Source organism: Rhizobium cauense, from assembly GCF_019511525.1.
GTDB lineage: Bacteria > Pseudomonadota > Alphaproteobacteria > Rhizobiales > Rhizobiaceae > Rhizobium > Rhizobium cauense.
This window is the reverse complement of record NZ_JAEUAT010000023.1, coordinates 81762-100448: the sequence shown is the minus strand read 5'-3', so window position 1 is coordinate 100448 and position 18687 is coordinate 81762. Positions and strand designations below refer to the sequence as shown.

18 protein-coding genes and 1 pseudogene are annotated in these 18687 nt (G+C 56.4%); 12 read left to right on the top strand and 7 right to left on the bottom strand.

Annotation, left to right across the window (positions count from 1 at the left end; genetic code table 11):
• From JNB88_RS29370 to JNB88_RS29360, 3 genes are all read left to right on the top strand, one after another.
• Positions 1-1208 (top strand): phosphohexomutase domain-containing protein (locus JNB88_RS29370; RefSeq protein WP_220358528.1); only part of this gene is annotated, 1208 nt, incomplete at its 5' end.
• Between the two features lie 35 nt (positions 1209-1243).
• A complete protein-coding gene (locus tag JNB88_RS29365) occupies positions 1244-2671 on the top strand; it encodes a mannose-1-phosphate guanylyltransferase/mannose-6-phosphate isomerase (RefSeq protein WP_220358527.1) in 1428 nt (475 codons plus the stop codon).
• Positions 2672-3266: 595 nt separating this feature from the next.
• Entirely contained in the window at positions 3267-3791 is a 525-nt protein-coding gene (locus JNB88_RS29360; protein ID WP_222858177.1) for a GNAT family N-acetyltransferase, read from the top strand.
• A gap of 501 nt (positions 3792-4292) precedes the next feature.
• Here the strand turns inward: JNB88_RS29360 and JNB88_RS29355 are convergent.
• Together JNB88_RS29355 and JNB88_RS29350 are read right to left on the bottom strand one after the other, a co-directional pair.
• Positions 4293-4625 (bottom strand): hypothetical protein, encoded by a 333-nt coding sequence (locus tag JNB88_RS29355; RefSeq protein ID WP_220358526.1) that lies wholly within the window; start codon positions 4623-4625, stop codon positions 4293-4295.
• A gap of 875 nt (positions 4626-5500) precedes the next feature.
• Positions 5501-6328, bottom strand: coding sequence for a glycosyltransferase (locus tag JNB88_RS29350; protein WP_220358525.1), 828 nt, complete (start codon positions 6326-6328; stop codon positions 5501-5503).
• 1024 nt (positions 6329-7352) lie between these two features.
• Between JNB88_RS29350 and JNB88_RS29345 the strand changes: the two genes are divergently transcribed.
• On the top strand, positions 7353-7694 hold the full coding sequence (locus JNB88_RS29345; RefSeq protein ID WP_220358524.1) for a hypothetical protein: 342 nt from the start codon (positions 7353-7355) through the stop codon (positions 7692-7694).
• A gap of 716 nt (positions 7695-8410) precedes the next feature.
• A complete protein-coding gene (locus tag JNB88_RS33955; protein ID WP_223217378.1) occupies positions 8411-8629 on the top strand; it encodes a hypothetical protein in 219 nt (72 codons plus the stop codon).
• Here JNB88_RS33955 and ligD read toward each other — a convergent pair.
• Positions 8618-9685 carry a non-homologous end-joining DNA ligase gene (gene ligD, locus JNB88_RS29340; RefSeq protein WP_220358523.1) on the bottom strand — a complete coding sequence of 356 codons (1068 nt, stop codon included), beginning with the start codon at positions 9683-9685 and terminating at the stop codon, positions 8618-8620. The two genes, JNB88_RS33955 and ligD, sit on opposite strands and share 12 nt — an antisense overlap.
• A 132-nt stretch (positions 9686-9817) precedes the next feature.
• Positions 9818-10090 carry a DUF982 domain-containing protein gene (locus JNB88_RS29335; protein WP_220358522.1) on the bottom strand — a complete coding sequence of 91 codons (273 nt, stop codon included), beginning with the start codon at positions 10088-10090 and terminating at the stop codon, positions 9818-9820.
• Between the two features lie 1047 nt (positions 10091-11137).
• Between JNB88_RS29335 and JNB88_RS34800 the strand changes: the two are divergent.
• Positions 11138-11530, top strand: a pseudogene (locus JNB88_RS34800) (flagellin N-terminal helical domain-containing protein); the annotation flags it as partial.
• A gap of 111 nt (positions 11531-11641) precedes the next feature.
• The gene (locus JNB88_RS34315) at positions 11642-12880 is read left to right on the top strand and encodes a flagellin (RefSeq protein WP_476705535.1); all 1239 of its coding nucleotides are present in this window, start codon (positions 11642-11644) and stop codon (positions 12878-12880) included.
• An 87-nt stretch (positions 12881-12967) separates the two neighbouring features.
• Here JNB88_RS34315 and JNB88_RS33945 read toward each other — a convergent pair whose 3' ends face one another.
• Positions 12968-13228, bottom strand: a complete 261-nt coding sequence (locus tag JNB88_RS33945; RefSeq protein WP_223217377.1) for a DUF1515 family protein — start codon at positions 13226-13228, stop codon at positions 12968-12970.
• Positions 13229-13338: 110 nt separating this feature from the next.
• Positions 13339-13596, bottom strand: a complete 258-nt coding sequence (locus tag JNB88_RS29315) for a hypothetical protein (protein WP_220358521.1) — start codon at positions 13594-13596, stop codon at positions 13339-13341.
• Between the two features lie 213 nt (positions 13597-13809).
• Between JNB88_RS29315 and JNB88_RS29310 the strand changes: the two genes are divergently transcribed.
• Both JNB88_RS29310 and JNB88_RS29305 read left to right on the top strand, forming a co-directional pair.
• Complete coding sequence (locus JNB88_RS29310) at positions 13810-14028, top strand: hypothetical protein (RefSeq protein WP_220358520.1); 219 nt, start codon at positions 13810-13812, stop codon at positions 14026-14028.
• Between the two features lie 801 nt (positions 14029-14829).
• Entirely contained in the window at positions 14830-15594 is a 765-nt protein-coding gene (locus JNB88_RS29305; RefSeq protein WP_220358519.1) for a putative nucleotide-diphospho-sugar transferase, read from the top strand.
• 26 nt (positions 15595-15620) lie between these two features.
• On the opposite strand, the gene JNB88_RS34795 is transcribed toward JNB88_RS29305, so the two are convergent.
• A complete protein-coding gene (locus JNB88_RS34795; RefSeq protein WP_476705534.1) occupies positions 15621-15872 on the bottom strand; it encodes a sunset domain-containing protein in 252 nt (83 codons plus the stop codon).
• A 137-nt stretch (positions 15873-16009) separates the two neighbouring features.
• On the opposite strand from JNB88_RS34795, the gene JNB88_RS29300 reads away from it, so the two are divergent.
• From JNB88_RS29300 to JNB88_RS29290, 3 genes are all read left to right on the top strand, one after another.
• Positions 16010-16543 carry a nuclear transport factor 2 family protein gene (locus JNB88_RS29300; RefSeq protein ID WP_420832229.1) on the top strand — a complete coding sequence of 178 codons (534 nt, stop codon included), beginning with the start codon at positions 16010-16012 and terminating at the stop codon, positions 16541-16543.
• A gap of 244 nt (positions 16544-16787) precedes the next feature.
• On the top strand, positions 16788-17009 hold the full coding sequence (locus JNB88_RS29295) for a hypothetical protein (RefSeq protein WP_037138223.1): 222 nt from the start codon (positions 16788-16790) through the stop codon (positions 17007-17009).
• 842 nt (positions 17010-17851) lie between these two features.
• Positions 17852-18502 (top strand): glutathione S-transferase family protein, encoded by a 651-nt coding sequence (locus JNB88_RS29290; protein ID WP_220358518.1) that lies wholly within the window; start codon positions 17852-17854, stop codon positions 18500-18502.
• Positions 18503-18687 lie beyond the last annotated feature (185 nt).

Below are 18687 nucleotides of genomic sequence, written 5' to 3'. Positions count from 1 at the left end.
ACTGCGGCACGGTGCCGACCCCTGCGCTTGCCCTGGCAGGGCTCCGGGAAAAGGCGGCGTGCCTTATGGTGACGGGATCGCATATTCCGGCTGACCGCAACGGCATAAAGTTCTATCGCCCGGATGGAGAAATCGACAAGGCAGATGAAGCGGCGATTACTGCCGCCGCCACGGAGCTTGATCGCGCCGGCTTTGCCTTTGAGCCCCGCAACACAGAGCCGCAGGACCGCTCCGCCGCGTGTCTGGCTGCCTTCCGCGAACGCAATGCCAGCATTCTGCCATCAGGGTCACTGGCAGGGCTAAAGGTCGGTGTCTACCAACACAGCACGGTTGCCCGAGACCTGCTGGTGGATCTCCTGCAGCATTTCGGTGCCGCCGTCGTGGCCTTTGGCCGGTCGGAGGCATTCATCCCCGTCGACACCGAAGCCGTTTCGGAAGAAACGATCCTGAAGCTCAGGGAGATGGCGAGCCAGCATGGTCTCGACGCCGTGGTCTCGGCTGACGGCGACGGCGACCGTCCGCTAGTTGCCGACGAGACAGGCGCGCCGCTGCGTGGTGATCTTCTCGGGCTGATCGCCGCAAACTTCCTCGGAGCCACAGCAGTGGTGACGCCCGTTACCTCGAATTCGGGTATTGAGACTGCCGGTCGCTTCCGCGTCATTCGCACCCGTGTCGGCTCTCCCTTTGTGATATCGGGCATGCAGGAGGCGCTGGCGGCCGGAGAGAACCGCGTCGCAGGTTTTGAAGCAAACGGCGGCGTATTGACCGCGAGTGACTTCGAGATCAACGGTCACCGCCTATACGCGCTGCCGACACGCGATTGCTTCGTACCGATCCTGGCGACGCTCGCGCTTGCGGCATCGAGGCGCCAACCGCTTTCAGCTATCGCCTCTTCCCACCATCTGGCGTTTGCCGCAGCCGATAGGCTTGAGAATTTTCCAGTCGAAACCAGTGCGCGGCTGATGGCGCATCTGCGTGCCGATCCTGCCAACCTTGCCGCGTTTCTGCAGCCGGTCGGCGACGTCGCAAGCATCAGCGATCTCGACGGGCTTCGTGTCACGTTGAAGAGCGGACGCATCATCCATCTGCGCCCTTCCGGCAATGCTCCCGAGATGCGTTGCTATGTCGAGGCGGAGGATGAAGCCGCGGCGGTGGCGTTGCTGCATGCCGGATTGGAGCGCATCCGCTGGTGGGCGAACGCAAATTGATTGACAAGGCAAAGAGACATCCAAGGACATTCCAGATGACGCACAAAATCGTTCCCGTGATCATGGCCGGCGGCAAAGGTACCCGCCTTTGGCCACTTTCTCGCGCGGCAGCCCCAAAACAATTCATTCAGTTCATCGGCGACAAGACGTTGTTTCAGGAAACGCTGCTACGCGTTTCCGATCCAACACTCTACGAGCCTCCCGTTGTTCTGACTAATGAGGAATTCCGTTTTCTCGTTGCCGAGCAGGCACGTGAAGTCGATGTCGCGCTATCGATGATCCTGCTTGAACCGGTTGCCCGCAACACGGCTGCTGCCGTTGCAGCGGCAGCCACGCTCGTCCGCGAACAGTTTGATGAAGACACGATCATGCACGTGCTCGGATCCGACTACGAGATCGTGGCCGACGACACCTACTTCGACAGTGTCCGCATCGCAGCCGCCACGGCCCGCGAAGGCAAGCTCGTGACCTTCGGCATCCAGCCGACCGAGCCGGCAACCGGATACGGCTACCTCGAAGGCGGTAAGGCCCTGCCAACAGGAGCACAGACGGTGAAGCGCTTCATCGAGAAGCCTCCACTTGCCAAGGCCGAAGAGATGCTTTCTGCCGGCGGATTCTATTGGAATTCCGGCATGTTCATGTTCTCCGTCTCGCGCTTCGCCGAAGAGATGGCTGCATACGCTCCGGAGGCAATGAAGGCAGCGCAAGAGGCCGTAAAGAACGGCAGGACGGATCTCGACTTCATCCGCCTAGACAAGGCCGCGTTTGCCGCAAGCCCCAACATCTCGATCGACTACGCCATCATGGAGAAGACGAGTAACGCCGCCGTTGTTCCCTCGCCCTTCAAATGGTCCGACCTCGGGAGCTGGGATTCCGTCTGGAAGAGCGGTACGCGCGATGCCGACGGCAACGTGGCAGCAGCCAACACCACCGTCGTCAACACCAAGAATTCGCTGATCATGACCCATGGCGTGCACCTCGCCGTCCAGGGCATGGACGACATCGCCGTCATCGCGAGTGAGGACGCTGTCTATGTCGGCCGGCTGCAGGACAGCCAGGATGTCGGAAGTATCGTCAAGATGCTCGCTGCCACGCCGTCGACGTCGCAGCTGACCGAGACGCATCCGACCTCCTACCGCCCCTGGGGCGGCTATACCTCGGTGCTGAACGGCGACCGCTTCCAGGTCAAACGTATCTTCGTCACCCCGGGCAAGAAGCTGTCACTGCAGAAGCACCACCACCGCTCCGAGCACTGGATCGTCGTCAAGGGCACTGCCGAGGTCACCATCGGTGAGAACGTGCAGATGCTCAGGGAAAACGAATCCGTCTACATCCCCCTCGGAGAAATCCATCGCCTCGCCAACCCCGGCAAGATCATGCTCGAACTCATCGAGGTGCAGACGGGATCCTACCTCGGCGAAGATGATATCATCCGCATTGTCGATGAGTTCGGACGCAGCTGATCGCCCAACAAGCACCATCGCGCCGTCTTTCTCATCCTCATCGAGTAGACGGCGCGACGCGCCGAACTCTTTCGGCATGGAGGGGTGACGGACACACTACCACCAATATCTCGGATACTCTGCGGCCCGCCTTGGCGAGAACGGCGTGATAAATCCCTATCGCGCGAGGTTTTTCTGAGAATTGGGAGCGCTGTGTAACCTGGTTCTGAAGGAGGAATAAAGAAGTCCTTGCCGTCGATGAGACGCGCCAGATGCCGGGAATTCAAAGCCCCGCCGAAGCGAGCTTTTTTGTGAGATCGTATCTTTTCACGGCGCCGTTTACGAGAACATCGAGATTACTTTCAACCGATCGAAAAGCGGAACAAACGCGACGGCTTTCCCTACTAGGAAGGCTCACTTGCTGCATATCGCCATAAACGTTTACCTCCTCACGGCCGGAGGGGAGATAAGCAAAGGGAACATCGCGTAGAAGATCATTTATGTCGAGTTGATCAATCGAAAGCCTTGGTTGCCTCGCTATATGCAATGCAGGAGAAGATGATACAGCTTCTCCAAGGGAATGGATCTTGTGAGATTGCTAACGCTTGAAAACCGAATGATAAGGCTGGTCGAGTTCGAGCCTGAGCATTTCCCAACCCTCACCATTTGGCTTCGCAGCGAGCGCGACCTGGTGCAATGGGGCGGACCTGATCTGACCTATCCATTAACCGAACATCAACTTGAGCAGATGGTGGAGGAAGGGAAAACGACACCACCAGCACGTCTGTGCTGGATGGCTGTAGACGTTGCTCAAACCTTTTTGGGCCATGTGCAGCTTGCTCTCGACTGGAAGAATGGCGTCGCGCGTGTCGCTCGGGTCATCATTGCGCCTGAGGTTCGCGGCAGGGGGCATGCGTCCGCTCTATTAGAGGCGGTGGTCAAGCAAGCTTTCTCCTATCGCGCGATCGAAAGAACTGAACTCAACGTATATAGCTGGAACACTGCGGCTGTCCGAACCTACAACAAAGTCGGCTTTAGTCATGAGGGACTAAGGCGATCATCTGTCAGGATTGGCGATGAGAGGTGGGACACGGCAGTGATGGGCATATTGCGACCCGAGTGGGAAGCTAGGCAACTGTGATGGGCAACGTTGAGGAATTACGATCGCCTCCTTGCGAACAGCGGAATTAGTAAATAGCCCATGGGCATAGACTATAAGGCCAAGCCAACCAATAGCTGACGCGTCCCGAGCGGTCGGCCCAGCTACACACCGGGGGTGCACACCTGTAGCAAGTCGGGTTTTGCACGAATGGCGAATCTTGCCTCAACTCATACCACCCGACCAGGACGGCGCTGGTGAGGAGGATGGCGGTCAATGGGAAAAGGCATAAGAAAACGCCGATCACAACCAACCTCTGCGGGACCGCGCTTTTGACGTCGTTTAAAAACGGAAAGTATTATGTGGCGCGCACCGGCGGCTCGTGAACCCCAACGATTTCTCGGCGCTGAGCGCGTCAGGCGAGAAGTATGATCACTAATTCACCCGGTGTGGCAATGGGCATAGACGCCCTGATTCCCTCAGCAGCATCGGCCGGCATAAGGGCTGCCGGCCCCTGTGTGGTTGCCAAGATGGCACTAGGGACTAGAAGTTAAAATACACGCCCACACCCGATCTGCGGTGGTAGGGGTAATAGTCGCGATACCCGTATCGCGGATAGCCGTAATACCTCGGATAGCCGCCGTAGTATCTTGGGCGGGAGCAAGAACCATAATACCGGCAATCGCGATAAGCGTATCGCCGATGCTTATAGTGGCCATGTGCATATCCATTACCATGGCCGCGGTGTTTGATCTGCTCGACGTCGGTGGCGTGCACCGGGCCTGTGTTCGGCACAACGATCGGCGCAGCGTTAAGCGGTAGGGCGAAAGATCCAGCCATCATCATGGCGGCGAGTGCGGACAAAAGCTTCTTCATCTGAACATCCTTTCAGGATATGAGTCTCGGTTAATAGCCATTAACCTCCGATGAACGGCTGCACGTTGAACCCCTGAAGGCTTCTTATGCGGGCGCTGGGGATGGTTGGACGAGCTTGACGCGGCGAGCGATCAGCGCGCCATTTCATCTCTTCGCTCGGGCGAGTGCGAACCTCGAACCCATCGGCATGCGGCTGCCAGCAACCTCTTCGCTCATGGGCCACGAGTACCGAAACGATTACTGCCGCATCAGGGTTCGAACCTGAAGATCGGGAGGCGATGCGGATGGTCGAGGAATGCTACGGGCCCACAATCTCTGAGGAAGCCGTACGGATAAGCCAGGTTACCGCTACCACATGCGCAAGAAAGCTCAAAATGTGGAACTATTCACTTCGACCGAGGTTCTAGTGTCAGAACGCGCATAATCCCCGCTCCCGGCGCGTTCCCTCTGACTATAATCGCCCAACTGCCCCGCTCTCTTCCCAGCGGGGCTTCTTTTTTCGGAGGGGAACCAACGTCGAGTGTGGGAGTTTGACGAGCACGGGACCAGGCGGTCTCTCCTGATGTCCAAAACCGTCTGGTAGAGCCCCGCTCGTCCACCGGGCGGGGTTTCCCCCGCATTTCTGCACTAGACCATTATCTGCCCGGTCTGTGTTCCTTGAGCAAAGGAAAAAGCCATGATCGAGACGCGACCCTGTTCCTCGCCTTCCGGTACGCTGACGGTACCTGGCCTGCGACGCAGCGTGGGCGGGATGCCAAGCTGATCGAGCTAATATAGATGCTGGAACCACTGCATGGCAGAAAAAGGGCGGTCTGGGGAGATTTGTTTTCACCGCGACCCTAGGGAAACAAACTACAGATGCAGATGCAGTTGCATCACCGCCAGATATTGAAATTCTCCTGCATATACTCAATGCATCGACGGTTGGCCTGCACGCGATCTGCGCCTTCAATCGTTGCCAAAAAGAGTGAAGAGACCTCGGTGGCGTCAGTCGAGAATGGTTCGGCAAGCCCGGCAGGAAGGTAGATCGGGATGCCCTTTAGGGCAAGCATCCCGGAGAGCCAATAGTCATCGACAGCCCACAAAACCTTAGGAATATCGTAGGCGAGATCGTCGAAGAACTCGGGCTTGACCACAACGCCGCCGAGGCCTTGCAAAACATCCGTATAACCACCCCGCTCTATGAGGGTCGGCATCGGTCGGCGGGCGCCAGCATCGCGAAAAACCTTTTTGGCGACTTTGTAGCGAAGGCGACGAGCTCGAAGCGCCAAGGTCAGTTTTCGTTTGCGTACTGCCTTCGGCAAGAACGAGGTCGATTGTGCAAAGTCCGATGGAACGTCTTTCCCGATAAGCGCGACACATTCGTTCGGACGCTGTTTTTGGGCCGTGAACAGCGTGGAAGCCCAATCTGGCTCGAACACCTTGTCGTCGTCGCAAAAGAGGATCTGCACGTCCTTTCCCCGGAACTCGCGAGCAGCGAAAAGCACTTTGGACGCCGGCCCCATATCCTCGTCTGGCCGTACAATTGTAATGCCGTCAGGAACGGCAGGAAGCGATCCGTCATACTCGGGGAACCGCCGATATCGCTTCGGAATATAGAGCCTGATTTCGTTGATCGGACCTATCTGCTTGACGAGACTGTTCAAGGTCGGACCTAGTTTATCGAAACGAGGTGGGATGCTGGACAAAGAAATAATACGCAAGGGACGCTCGAAAGATATGGCGCTTAAACTCAGGTCGCTCTCGTGCCATTTCCCAACATGGCAAGTCAAGATCGGAACCGAGAGAACTCGTTAGCCCGAGGACAAATCAGCGCAGCCATTGCAGCGACATTGACCCATCTCGACTGAAGGCGCAGGCTATTTTCGGCGCCTGCCCCCAGACGCCGAGTGCTATAATGGCACGGCGGCCCGCCTGTCCCGGCAAACCATCAGCGCGGGCCGCTTGGTCTGAAGAGCCCAGCGACAAGACAGTAGTCTTGGCAAAAGCACCGTCTCCTTCAAACGATGTGACGGCTCGAGATCTCAAGACAGGACAGCCGCTTCCGCGCGGATATCGACCTGACCTTGCCAATCGTGAAGCAAGCCATGGACGAACAGCCACCTCATCAAAAGGAAAAGCCGCCCAACCGACTAGGGTATGGGCGGCGTGGTTTGCTGATAGAAATTACGACTACCTGCAAACTGTGCGGTACTTGGTTATTTCATGATGATGGCTTCGAACTTGGTAAGACTGCTTCCAGCATCGTTCGTAGCGGATGCGACGGTGGTCGCGGTAGTCATGGCGATAGTGATCTCGATAGAACGGATGGTTGTTATGGCCTGGCTCACCGACGCGAATTGTCACGCTATCAGCGAAAGAGGGAACCGTCGTTGCAGCAATTGAGGAAGCCGCGAGAGCGGCCGCAATGATTAGTCTCTTCATTACATTCTCCATTTATTTCAAGCCTATAACGCCTGAAGGCGGGAGATGGTTTCATCGCAATAGAAAACAAGAAAGCCGCCCGCTGGATAAACCAGGGCGACTCTGATTAGCTGGATGTCGTTGCTGGGAGCAGCCGAAATCCGTCTTGGTTTTTGCCTGCCTGATCTCACCGATCTATCGCCAGATGGCCACCTTCGTATCGGTCACACTACACCTTCGTGTGATTCCGTCCGACCTACCGTGAGCTATTATTCTCGCACGGTTTGTTCCTTTGGGTGCAGATCGTCTTGAAAGGAGAATGCTATGTCATTCAGAAAGACAGCCAGTACCGGATTGATCGCTGCAACCCTAGCACTCGCGTCCATTGTCGCCTCGTCGCCGGCGATGGCCCACGGCGGTCACGGAGGAGGTGGAGGCCATGAAGGTGGCGGAAGTTTTGGCCATGCGATAGGTGCAGACCACTTCGGTGGCTTTGGTCGTGGAAACTTTACGAGCCACAACGCGTTCGCCGAGAACACAACTCACAATTTCGGCCGATTTAGCCATCGGGGATTCCACCGGTTCCGCGATGATGGTTGGGATACTTGCTATCCGGACTGGTGGCATGAACACTACGTCGATCCCTTCCAGAATGAATGCTACTGATCGGATAGGCAGCCACCCGAATGATCGACATCCTGACGCGATGTCCGCCACATTCAACAAAGCCCCTCGCCCCTTTGGGCGAGTGGGCTTCGTCTGGTTGGCGAGCCGATATGTCGGCTATGCTCCGCGCCGGAATCGAACTTCATTTTTGGACCTGGGACGCAGCCATACTTCGATGCACGGCGGATCTCCACCGCGTAAGCAGGGTTAAGCCCGCGACGGTCCCTTTCAAGGAGACGATGCCTCCCGTCATGGCTCCACCAGCTAACGCAACTTTTCGTTTCCGATCTCAGCCAGAGCCGTTTGGATATTCGCGGCCGCGATACCATTTGGCGGGCCTCGCTCGGAATTGCAAAAATAAAACATGTGGCTCTGGTCCGGGCATGCCCTACAGTGCCAAAGCGCCTGCTACCGCATAAAGGCTATGAAGCCGAAGGCCGGGAGGCTATGCGGAAAGACGAGGCTTATTATCATCGTCTCCTCGATTAAAACGAAATCAAGAAGTAGCCATGGACCTAGACGATAAGACCAAGCCGACCCGATAGCGTTCTTGTGAACCACTATTGCTCGGTCACCGGCGGCGGTAAGTGGGGAGGTTTCGGGCATGCCTCCGCCAAGCACATCGAAACACGCCGTTGGTGTGCGGAGCACTATCCGCATTGGGACGAAATGAGGGCGCGCGACGAGGGTCCCGCGAAACCTAGGAGCACGTAACCATGACCCCGGAACGATTCAGCGAATGCCTGCTCCACATCAGGTGGACCCAGATCAACATTGCCTCAGCTCTCCAGTGCGAGCTTTCCTGGATCGAGGCGCTGGAGGCTGGAAACGAGGAAATTCCTTCAGGCTTGGCCGTTTGGTTGGAAGCACTAGCGCAGGCCCATGAGGCTTTGCCTCCGCCAGATACATACTGCGGGAAAAGATCAGGCCGGTGAGCCATTAGACGGCGGATCCGCCAACTCATAGACCGCCGCGTTGTCCTGCTTTTCACGCAGCCCCTTGTACGAGGCGTGACGAAGCTTTCCATCATGCGTCCACGCTCGATACTCGATCTCGGCGATCAGCGTCGGCTGCACCCACACCAGATCCTTGCGCCCCCCCTCGTATCTGACGGGCGGAGACTTTCGCTTGATCCTATCGAGCGTCTTCCGCAGGTACTCGGCGCTGCGCTCGTTGAAGCCGGTACCGACTGATCCAACGTAAACCCAATCGTCGCCCTTCCGAGCTGCCAAAAGTAGGCTGCCGATGCCTCCCCTCGCCACCATCGAAAGCTCATAGCCCACGACAATAAAGCTGTCGCTCTGGACGCATTTGATCTTCAGCCAATCACCGAGACGGCCCGATCGATAGGTGCTGTCCTTGCGCTTGGCGATAACGCCTTCGAGGCCGTGCTCGCACGCGGCGTTGAAGATAGAGCGGCCGTCGCCGTCAATCTCTTCGGAAAGCCGGATGGCGCCCCGCTCGTTCTTCAGGAGCGATTCAAGGAAGAAGCGCCGACCTGTGAGCGGCGTTTCCCGGATATCGTGGCCGTCGAAGTAGAGGAGGTCAAAGGCGAACATGATCGAAGCGCCGGAGTTGAGCTTCCCTCCTCGACCACCCAGCGACTGCTGGAGCATTCCGAAATCGGGTCGCCCCTCATCATCGAGCACAATGGCTTCACCGTCGAGGATCGCAGAGCCGACACCTAGGCGCCTGGCGTCGGCCTGGATAGCGGGAAAGCGATGCGTCCAGTCGTGGCCGCCACGCGTGAGAATTCGTACTTGTCCATTATTGAGGTGGACGGCGATCCGGTATCCATCCCACTTGATCTCGTAGGTCCATTCTGGCCCGATGGGCGGGCACGGCTTCAGCAACGCCAGGCAAGGCTCGATGCGAGCCGGCATCGGGTCAAGAGGAAGCTTAGGCTGGGAGGGATCTCGCGGCTTGCGCGCGCGAGAACGGATCGGTTTGTCGCCGGCGAGAAGCGGTTTCGATCGTGGAGCCTTGGCCATTATGCACGACATCAGAAAGAGTTGAATAAAAGCTTGAAATGGAGCGACTGGGGAATTAGCCTTTGGGCGTCACCGAGTGGTGGCCGCTCAACAAGACATCTCCAGCCCCGCAGCCACGCGGGGCTTCTTTTATCAGGTGGCCTTTTTCATCTCCGCAAAGACGTGCATACCAACTTCGTCGGCAGCATCGACGAAAGCTCGGCGAGCAGTCTCAGCGTCCACATACCACTCGATCGCTTCCATGGACATCCAGAGTGAATTGTGGAACTGCCTGCCTCCCTCGGGCCACTTCCCGCCAATCATCATGCCGACGAGATCCCGGACCGTGTCGGCGTGCCGATACTTCCCAATCCCGTCGATCTCAACGTCCAGAGGACTAATGATTACAGGAAGGTCGACGTCCATTTTCGAAACTCCTTGACATCACTGAACCACCAAATGGCGATTGATTCGTTTTCGTCTAGGCGAGTCAAAACAAAAATTATGGGGCGGGAACTATTGATGCCCAGGGATGTTCGGTGGGCTGGAAAACGCGGGTACCCACTTCCCTCGTGTTTCCCTTCAGACAGCCCAACTGCCCCGCTCTCTTCACGGCGGGGCTTCTTTTTGCAACCAAGGGAACTTTACCAGTCACGGTAGGTTAGCTTGACGCCACGTTCCTCTTCCCCGATTGTGGCGCTAACTCCTACACTCCAGCCCCGTGGCTCCTCGCTGCGGGTTTTTTTTGTGTAGCCGCGGAACGGAAATTCTGCACACGCGTTTCCCGTGCGCGAGGCAGGGGTACTCTCCTGTACTTCCTTACCTGTCTCGTCGCCTGAGAGCCCCGCGCCTCCACCGGGCGGGGTTCTCTTTTGCGACCTCGGGAACTATCGCCGACCTCAATAGTTGAGTGGACGCTTCGAGACCCGAAACCCCTCGGAGCATCCAACTCGTGAACTCCACCCCCGCAACCAGCAGATGCGGGGGGTTTTTCACGCGATAACCGCATTTCTGCGAGAGGACGCCTGGCGGCGCAATCTGTGATCTTTGAGCAAAAGGAGATCACCATGACCGAAGGCACAACCACATTCCGGCTTCCCGCCTGATCGACGGTGAATGGCAATGGGTGGTTCTCGATACTAATGGCTCCAGTTCAGCTGCACGCCTGATCCCGGCTGCGAACTGATTGAACTGACCAGACCTTCAGAGACTTTGGAGGACAATCAGCGGAGCCGCTACACTGCCGTTGACTAGAGAGCGTCTGGCAGAGTTATGGCACGGCGGTCCGCATCCTCGGCAGCGAGCGCGGGCTGCTTTACTTGGCTACGAACGCTGCGGGGATGTTTAGGCAATCACACTTCTTTCAGTGTAGCCACTATTTGTTAACCTCGATATTTCAGATTTACATCCACAAGATGCATGAAGCGTCGATGATTCCCTTAAAATCCACCTGACGTTTCAATTAGGCATTTCATGACATCGCTTATTACTAACACATCTGCGTTTGCCGCACTCCAAACGTTGAGATCGGTTGGCTCTAAGCTTCACGACACTCAGACGCATGTCTCCACAGGCGTGCGGGTTGAGAAGGCTTCCGACAATGCCGCGTACTGGTCGATTGCGACGACGATGCGGTCAGACCGTACTGCGGTTTCGGCCGTCTCAGATGCGTTAGGATTGGCAGCCGCCAAGGCCGATACTGCCTATGAGGCGATGGAGCAGACGGGAACCGTATTGAGCCAGATCAAGGCGAAACTGGTTGCAGCAACCGAGGACGGCGTTGACAAGTCGAAGGTTCAGGACGAGATCGCGCAACTGGTGCAACAGACCGTCACCATAGCCAATTCAGCCTCCTTCAATGGCGTGAATTGGCTGAACACAGACGTCCACGATCTCTATGAAGCGGATCCGAAGGATCGATCCGCGAGCCTTGTATCGTCGTTCGTGCGGAACGCCGACGGGACGGTGAAGGTCGACATGATGTCCCTCGACCAGATCATGACCTCTCTCTACAATAAAGAGGGCGGTGGTATCCTCGATGGTGATCCGCGTAGTCCGCTGACAATCGGCGGCATGAGAAACGAGAACTTTTTCACCACCGACATCACGAATGACTATTCTACGACGAATGTGTGGCCGGGCGGCGCGGCAGGGAAAAGCTTTAATTTCACGGCACCGGTCACGTTCTCTAACACGGACAAGATCACATTCGATGTCACGGTCGACGGCGATAACCCAAGCCAAGGGCTGTCTTCGCCCCTGAACCCGGGTTTCCAGACGGTTGGCGTCACCATAGACAGGGCGCTGATCAACTCGACCCTTGGCCGCTCTGACGGCACGATCAGCGACAATGTCCAGATGGTTAAGGTGCTGAATGCGGCCCTTGCCGGTACAGGTGCATCCGCAAGTTGGTATACGGATCAATATGGAAACGTCATCCCTGACCGGTACCAGATCCAGACCTTGGAAACCTCGGGTCTCGATGGCTCCCAAATGCAAATCAGTAACTACAGCGCCAGCACAAGTCTCGGCGATCTTGGAAACGTCAACACCTATGGAGCGCTCGGTTCGGTCCAGACGCTCTATTTCACGCCCTTCAAAATCTACCGCGACGTGTCGTTGAATTTCACATTCGGCGTAAACGATGAGGCTACCGAGACCCACACCATCGATCGCACCACGATCAATTCCATCCTCGGGACGACGGACGGATGGATCAATACGGCCGATGACATGGTGACGGTCCTGAAAACGCTGATCACCCGTCCAAATACCATTATCGAAGCCAATGGGTCGCAGATTCTCGTACGATCGGACCCTCTCGACGATCGGTTGAACGGCGCAAAGACCGAGATAGGGTTCAGGAATATGATCGTGAACATCGAGCCCTTGCCGATGAGCGGCCTGAAGGCCGTCGATGTTGAAAAAAATCCCGGCATGGTCAATGCCTATCTCGCCAGTGTAGAGAGCATGCTGGGGCGGGTCATCGATGGGGCGGCCATCCTCGGTTCGCTGAAAAACCGCATCGAGATGCAGACCGAATTCGCAAACGACCTGATCGACGACATTTCATCCGGGATAGGGCGGTTGGTGGACGCGGACATGGAGGTGGAGTCATCCAGGCTTGCAGCGCTACAAACTCAACAGCAGTTGGGGGTACAAGCGCTCTCGATAGCCAACAGCACTCCAGGTAGCATCCTGAAGCTATTCCAGTAAGTTGTACCTTGGGTTTGTCTGCCGTCACCGACAGATGTCGACGGTGACCAACGGCCGAAAACCGCCATCACGACCCGCCGGCCTACGTCACCAAAGGTGATGCCTAGTACCATGCCCCCCGACCCCCATGAGCTTCCATCGCTTCACGTCGTCGGTGACCGGCGGCATTTTACCGCCGTTCTCCTGAACCGCCCCGGTCATCAACTCGACTTTGCTCACCCCATCGACGATCTCGTCCATCCGCCGGTGCATGGAGGCGCGACTAGCGTCGGATTTAATCTCCGATCGTTCAACCTCCTCAGGGATCACGTCGACCCTCGCAGCTGGCATGCCGATTTCGCGATGCATCGCCCGTCTTCTGTTGGTGACAATTTCCCTGCCCCTTTAATGCTGCGTGCCCTGGTTTCTTGATTGACCGGACATCTCCGATCGACTAACTCGGCCCCCGCCGTGCTCATCTAGACCTGAGGCGGCACTGGGAGGGTCCGGCCACCTGTGAGGTCGGACCCTTGCTTCACTTGTCGGGCTTTCGTTTTGTCCTTGTCGGGGATGAGGATAACGAGAACCGAGCCGATCAAGTCGACGACGGTGTTGTCGGTCGCCTTGTCGAGGGGATCAGGCCCCGGCTCCCAGGCGTTGGCGATCATGATCAGCGCCATCAAGAAGACGATGGTGAGGCGGTCAAACCGAGCCTCATTCGGTAAAATACTACGCATTTACAGGAATACTTTTGCATTATTTGGCGCGATATTTATTGCGACTATCGTTTTCGCGGTAATTGCACCTTTAATTGCGTATGGGATTTCCCACCGCGAATTGAAGGACGTGATTTCGAGTTACTTCTAACTGGGCCGACGCTCACCCGGCCCCGTCCTTGTTTAGCTCCTGCGCACAGTACCAATCGAATCCGAATTGTTGGGGGAAACCAAATGCCGGCTTATCAAGAGACAAGGCGATTTCAATGTTCCGGCCGGTCAGGCAGGCGGCACACTGTCATTGAGCAGGTCAGAACAGATCGCAACAGGCTCGGCGACCTGACAGCAGGTAGGATCGACTACCTGACGGAAGATGGTGACGTCGTTCATCGGCTGGACGATGAACATTTTCTCATCCTGATCAGCGAAGAAGAACTTAAGGTGATGCAGTAAGGACGCTTTTCCGCTTCCAAATCTCCCAACAGAAAGCTCTTTCGAGATGACAGCGTCACTCGATCGGGCATTTTCTCCTCAGTCACGGCTAGCATGGGGGCATGGACACAGAAGCGCCCGGCATCACATATCAAATGGACGACTTGCCAAGCGCGGCGGGGCTCGTTGCGATGCGACTCGCCATTGCCTTGGTCTCGTTTGGCGGCCTATCCCTATTACAGTTCACGGTCGATCCCTCGTGCTATCCCATGGGGCAGGCGAACGAAGGGTTAGTCCGCGACCGAAAGCGGCGAGAGGACACCATCACCCCGGCCCCGGTGGGTGGGAACGTGATGCCAGCGTTAGCCAATGTGAGGCAGATCGATTAGGACGTCGAGCAACAGGGTCATGTCGACCGGGTGGCCATTGTGGAGGGGCTGGACGGTGGCTGTCTGCCAGCTGTCTAGTTTGATTTGTTGGAAGGAGACGACTGGGATGAGCCCCCACATCGCTCACGCGCTCTGGGCCCGCTGGCCAGTGAGGTCGGTGCGATTGATTAGCAGGCTTGCGAGTGGGTCGGCCTTTACGTCGTGATCCATCGTTAATCTTTCCGCCCCTCACCGCCGGACAAGTGAAATCGGCCTTGAACTGGTAAGTCGCTATGCCTGCTTTCGGTTCGACCTGCCCCTAAATTCGATAGAGGGTGAAGATTGACGGACACACTACCACCAATATCTCGGATATTCTTCGGCCCACCTTGAATGTGTGGGCTTGCCGCGGTACGCGAGCCACATTCACGCTTACCGTTGTATTGGATTTAGAATGACCACCAAGTTTTTTTATCAGTTCATCGATTTGTTCAGCGCGTCAAAATCCAAGTATCGCAAGCACGTCATTCCGTTCCCAATGGACTCTGAAATTATCATTACCCCAGCCGTGGACGGGAATATCGTCGCGTTCTACACCTCGAACTCATTCTACGAGCAAGAAGCCGCACGGATGGAGGCCTCCGCGAAACGCCTTGGGCTCGATGTAGAAACGACCGCTATCGAGAGCGCCGGAAGTTGGGTGCGCAATGCGGCGTTGAAGCCAACGTTTCTCCTGGAGGCGCGAAGAAAACATCGCGGCCCGCTGCTGTATGTGGACGTTGATTCAGTTTTCCATCGCAACCCTTGGCCAGTTCTGATCGGGTACGAGTGCGACGTAGCGGTGTATCGCGAAGAGGGGCGCTTGATTTCTGCGACCATTCTTCTGAATGACACGCCTGCTACCGTAGACCTGTTGGAATTGTGGAAAGAACGCTGTGACGAGGATCCCGAGATTTGGGATCAGGTTGTCTTACAGGACATTCTTGATCAAGATAGCGCTTCGGCCAAGCCGAAGTACTCGGAAGGGAAGCTGCATTCGTCGTTCTGCTGGATCTTCGACCGGCTCTCGAATGAAAAGACCGATGCTGTGTATATCGAGCAATTACAAGCTAGCCGCCAAGCCAAGGCGGGCGAAAAGCGCGGCAGAAACAAATGGCTTGAGCGACGTAATGAACGTATTGAATCTATCGAAAAAATACTTGCGCCCCGACTAAAATAGCAAGCCCGTGTCCCGCTGGAGGATTCTCATCTGTGCGCCTTGCGCCAACCAGCCGCTCGCGCGTCGGCCTCACTGCAAAACCATCGCTCACCGTGGCCCCATGATATCCTGGTCTCGTCATAGTACTCTTGCCCTGGGATGTGATAGATCCGCTCACCAGTGTCGATACTAACGTTCCCTTTGATATTGCACGCGCTGGAGAAAACAGAAAACGCCGTCGATGAGGATAAGAGGTCCGTTCCGACGTAGCCAGCAAGTCCAGCAACGATGATCGCCATGTAGAAAGTCTGCATGGTGAAAAGTGGCTGTGCTTGCCTCTTGGTCTGATATCGTGGCGGCGGAAATGATCGATGTGTCGGCATATTTTAGTAGAAGCGAAATTCCGCGCATCGCTCAATGAGAAGTTGCGTAGAGAGTGAAGAATCCTCTGCGGCGATCGATAAAATTCGAGGCGTTCGCCGGTGTCCGCAAGATCGCGATTACCACGGGCTTCGGCCTGTCTCTTTTGACTGCAAACCAGGTTGGAGCAGCAATGACATCCGACGAGTCGCCAAATAAGGCGATTGTGCAGAAAGCGTTCGATGCTTGGGCCGCTGGCACGGGAAGTCCTTACGACCTGCTCGCCACTGACGTCAAATGGACAATCACCGGCAACTCCGCAGCGTCCAAAACCTATCCCGGCCGGGACCCCTTCATCAGCGAAGTAATCAAGCCGTTCAATGCTCGCATGAGTGTCGGCCACAAGCCAGCGATCGGAATATGTATGCCAAGGGGTGACACAGTCGTCGTCTTCTTTGATGCCGCCGGCACCGCCAAGGACGGCAAACCCTACAAGAATACCTATGCCTGGTTCCTCGACCTTCAGGACGGCAAGATCGTAAACGCATCGGCATTCTTAGACAGCATAGCGTTCAAGGAACTGTGGAAGCTTCCCCCAACTGCACCATAGCAAGGCCTGGTTCCCGTCAGCGCTCGCACGAGATCGCTCGGAAATCCGACGCCGGCGCTCTGGTGCCTTTTGTGAATCGGGTGGTGCGATTTGGAACCAATCTGCTCAAGGCGGCGTTGGACGCTCAAACGGCCTTGGCCGAATTCTAGGGGGCGCCGCGTAGGCAGTTTATAATGCCTCTTTTGCGGACCGACCGGCCGTCCGTGGGGGTATTCTTCCGACCAGACGTTTGTTAGGACGCAGTATGAGCCGATTTGAAGACACCGAAACTGCCGTGACCGAAAAGCTGCGCGCGCTGAAGCTGAAGCCCGATATGACGATCAACCTGTTCGACATTGGGATTCCACTTAATGCAGCTGGGTTCTCCCAAGAGGAGATCATGGCAGTCCTTGCCGCGCTCGAGCAAGACAAGATCGTCGCGTTTTCGCCGGGCAACCGCCTTCGGCTTGTGAAGCCGCTTCCGTGAGCGCAGGCGCGAAATCCGCAGGACTTTCGTCGCAATCAGAGTGGTCGGGATGACCTGTCAGGTTCGGTCGGGTTTTGTGACCTAACGCCCAAACTCGCCTTCGGCGGGGTTATCTGCCCATCATGGCGTATTTCGTTGACAGGCGGCGATTCATTTCTTCTCGGTAATCCTCCGCATCTTTTTGATTGGAAAGGAGATTTGTTCCGTCACCGTCCCGCTCTCGACTACAGTCACTGAGTACTGGCCCTGTTCGGAGCTTACCGAGACGTTGAAGGGCGGCTGCGTTTCCATGCAAATTCCTCCCTGGGAACGATATGGAAGTTCCAGACCCCTTCGCCAAAGCCGCATTGTCTCCTGACAAACGACCCGCGAAGAGCTGCTACGCCCGCCCCATCGCCCAGATCATGAAGACGAACGAAACGGTGGCAGCGAAGGCGGCGAGAGGAAGATTAGTGTCCACGATTAACCCCTTATTGGATAGCATGTGAACGCGATCAAGTGAGATTAAGTTCCACTGGATAGTGATCGCAAGCCGCCGCTGCACTGTGCAATACATCCTAGGTACTAAGACGCGACCTACCCTTACGGCTCCAACGCCCTCGCCAACGCAGCGAAGTTGTCGTCTCCACCTGCAAGACAGCGTTCTTATTTCCAGATTATCTTGCGACTGGGGTGGGATAGCGGCAACAGCGTCATGGGTCCGATCGTCGTCTCCCGTGGTCCTGGAAAGGTGGGCTAAGTGTCCGCAAGCAAGGACCTGATGAGATTTTTTCGATGTGCGATGTCGAATAGCCGAAGCTTCAGTCGTCTTTGCACTGTAATGACACCACGAGGCGATACTCATGAAATTGTATTACAGCAGAAATCCCAATCCACGGCTCGCAGTCGCGGTTGCGCGGTTCTTGAATTCGGAGATTGAGTTCGAATTTGCTGAACCAATGGCTCCGGGCCAATCGGAACGATATATCTCACTCAATCCGAACCTTCTCTTGCCGATATTGGAGCGCTCCGATCGGACGCTTTGGGAAAGTGATGCAATTGCGTGCTGGCTTTCGCGCCGGGCCGGGTCGAATCTCTGGAGAACCGACGATGACGAGCCGGAAATGATACGCTGGATTAGCTGGGCAAAGGAAAATTTCGTAAAGGCATGTGACATCGTGCATTGGGAGCGGGGAACGAAACTGCGTTACGGCATTGGGTCCTGTGACAACGAGATGGTTGAAGCGGGCCTTCGCAAGTTTCACAAAGCCGCAGTCATTCTCGAAAGCGAACTCCGCGATCGATTGTGGCTTCTCGGAGAAGCAATTTCATTCGCCGATTTTCGCATGGCGACCTTTTTGCCGTTCAACGACGTTGCAGGCGTCCCGCTTGAAGATTATCCAGCCATACAACGTTGGTCCGACCGTCTGAACCAGATCGACGCCTGGCGTGATCCGTTTCGCGGCCTGGATGCACCAGAATTGCCGCCATTGCCATTGAAACGGACCGGATAGCTTACTGCGTCTGCGACATCCCCTGGCGACCTGTTTTCACGCGGGCGCAACCTGTATGCAGCAGTTTGCGGTTCGACAAGACAGGCGATGATCGCTGCCGACAACGGAATTGCCGTCAGGATAAGCATTTCGCCAGACTTGCGAGCGTTTCCTCGCAAACCAGGACCACAAGCCTCCCCTACTAA

Excerpts from the sequence above, each read along its gene's own strand:
- JNB88_RS34795 (WP_476705534.1), bottom strand. The coding sequence starts at position 15,872 with ATGGCGATCATCGTTGCTGGACTTGCTGGCTACGTCGGAACGGACCTC.
- JNB88_RS29355 (WP_220358526.1), bottom strand. The coding sequence starts at position 4,625 with ATGAAGAAGCTTTTGTCCGCACTCGCCGCCATGATGATGGCTGGATCT.
- JNB88_RS29305 (WP_220358519.1), top strand. The coding sequence starts at position 14,830 with ATGACCACCAAGTTTTTTTATCAGTTCATCGATTTGTTCAGCGCGTCA.
- JNB88_RS29360 (WP_222858177.1), top strand. The coding sequence starts at position 3,267 with ATGATAAGGCTGGTCGAGTTCGAGCCTGAGCATTTCCCAACCCTCACC.
- JNB88_RS29365 (WP_220358527.1), top strand. The coding sequence starts at position 1,244 with ATGACGCACAAAATCGTTCCCGTGATCATGGCCGGCGGCAAAGGTACC.
- JNB88_RS33945 (WP_223217377.1), bottom strand. The coding sequence starts at position 13,228 with ATGCATCGCGAAATCGGCATGCCAGCTGCGAGGGTCGACGTGATCCCT.
- ligD (WP_220358523.1), bottom strand. The coding sequence starts at position 9,685 with ATGGCCAAGGCTCCACGATCGAAACCGCTTCTCGCCGGCGACAAACCG.
- JNB88_RS29345 (WP_220358524.1), top strand. The coding sequence starts at position 7,353 with ATGTCATTCAGAAAGACAGCCAGTACCGGATTGATCGCTGCAACCCTA.
- JNB88_RS34315 (WP_476705535.1), top strand. The coding sequence starts at position 11,642 with ATGATGTCCCTCGACCAGATCATGACCTCTCTCTACAATAAAGAGGGC.
- JNB88_RS29335 (WP_220358522.1), bottom strand. The coding sequence starts at position 10,090 with ATGGACGTCGACCTTCCTGTAATCATTAGTCCTCTGGACGTTGAGATC.
- JNB88_RS29310 (WP_220358520.1), top strand. The coding sequence starts at position 13,810 with ATGCCGGCTTATCAAGAGACAAGGCGATTTCAATGTTCCGGCCGGTCA.
- JNB88_RS29295 (WP_037138223.1), top strand. The coding sequence starts at position 16,788 with ATGAGCCGATTTGAAGACACCGAAACTGCCGTGACCGAAAAGCTGCGC.
- JNB88_RS29315 (WP_220358521.1), bottom strand. The coding sequence starts at position 13,596 with ATGCGTAGTATTTTACCGAATGAGGCTCGGTTTGACCGCCTCACCATC.
- JNB88_RS29290 (WP_220358518.1), top strand. The coding sequence starts at position 17,852 with ATGAAATTGTATTACAGCAGAAATCCCAATCCACGGCTCGCAGTCGCG.
- JNB88_RS33955 (WP_223217378.1), top strand. The coding sequence starts at position 8,411 with ATGACCCCGGAACGATTCAGCGAATGCCTGCTCCACATCAGGTGGACC.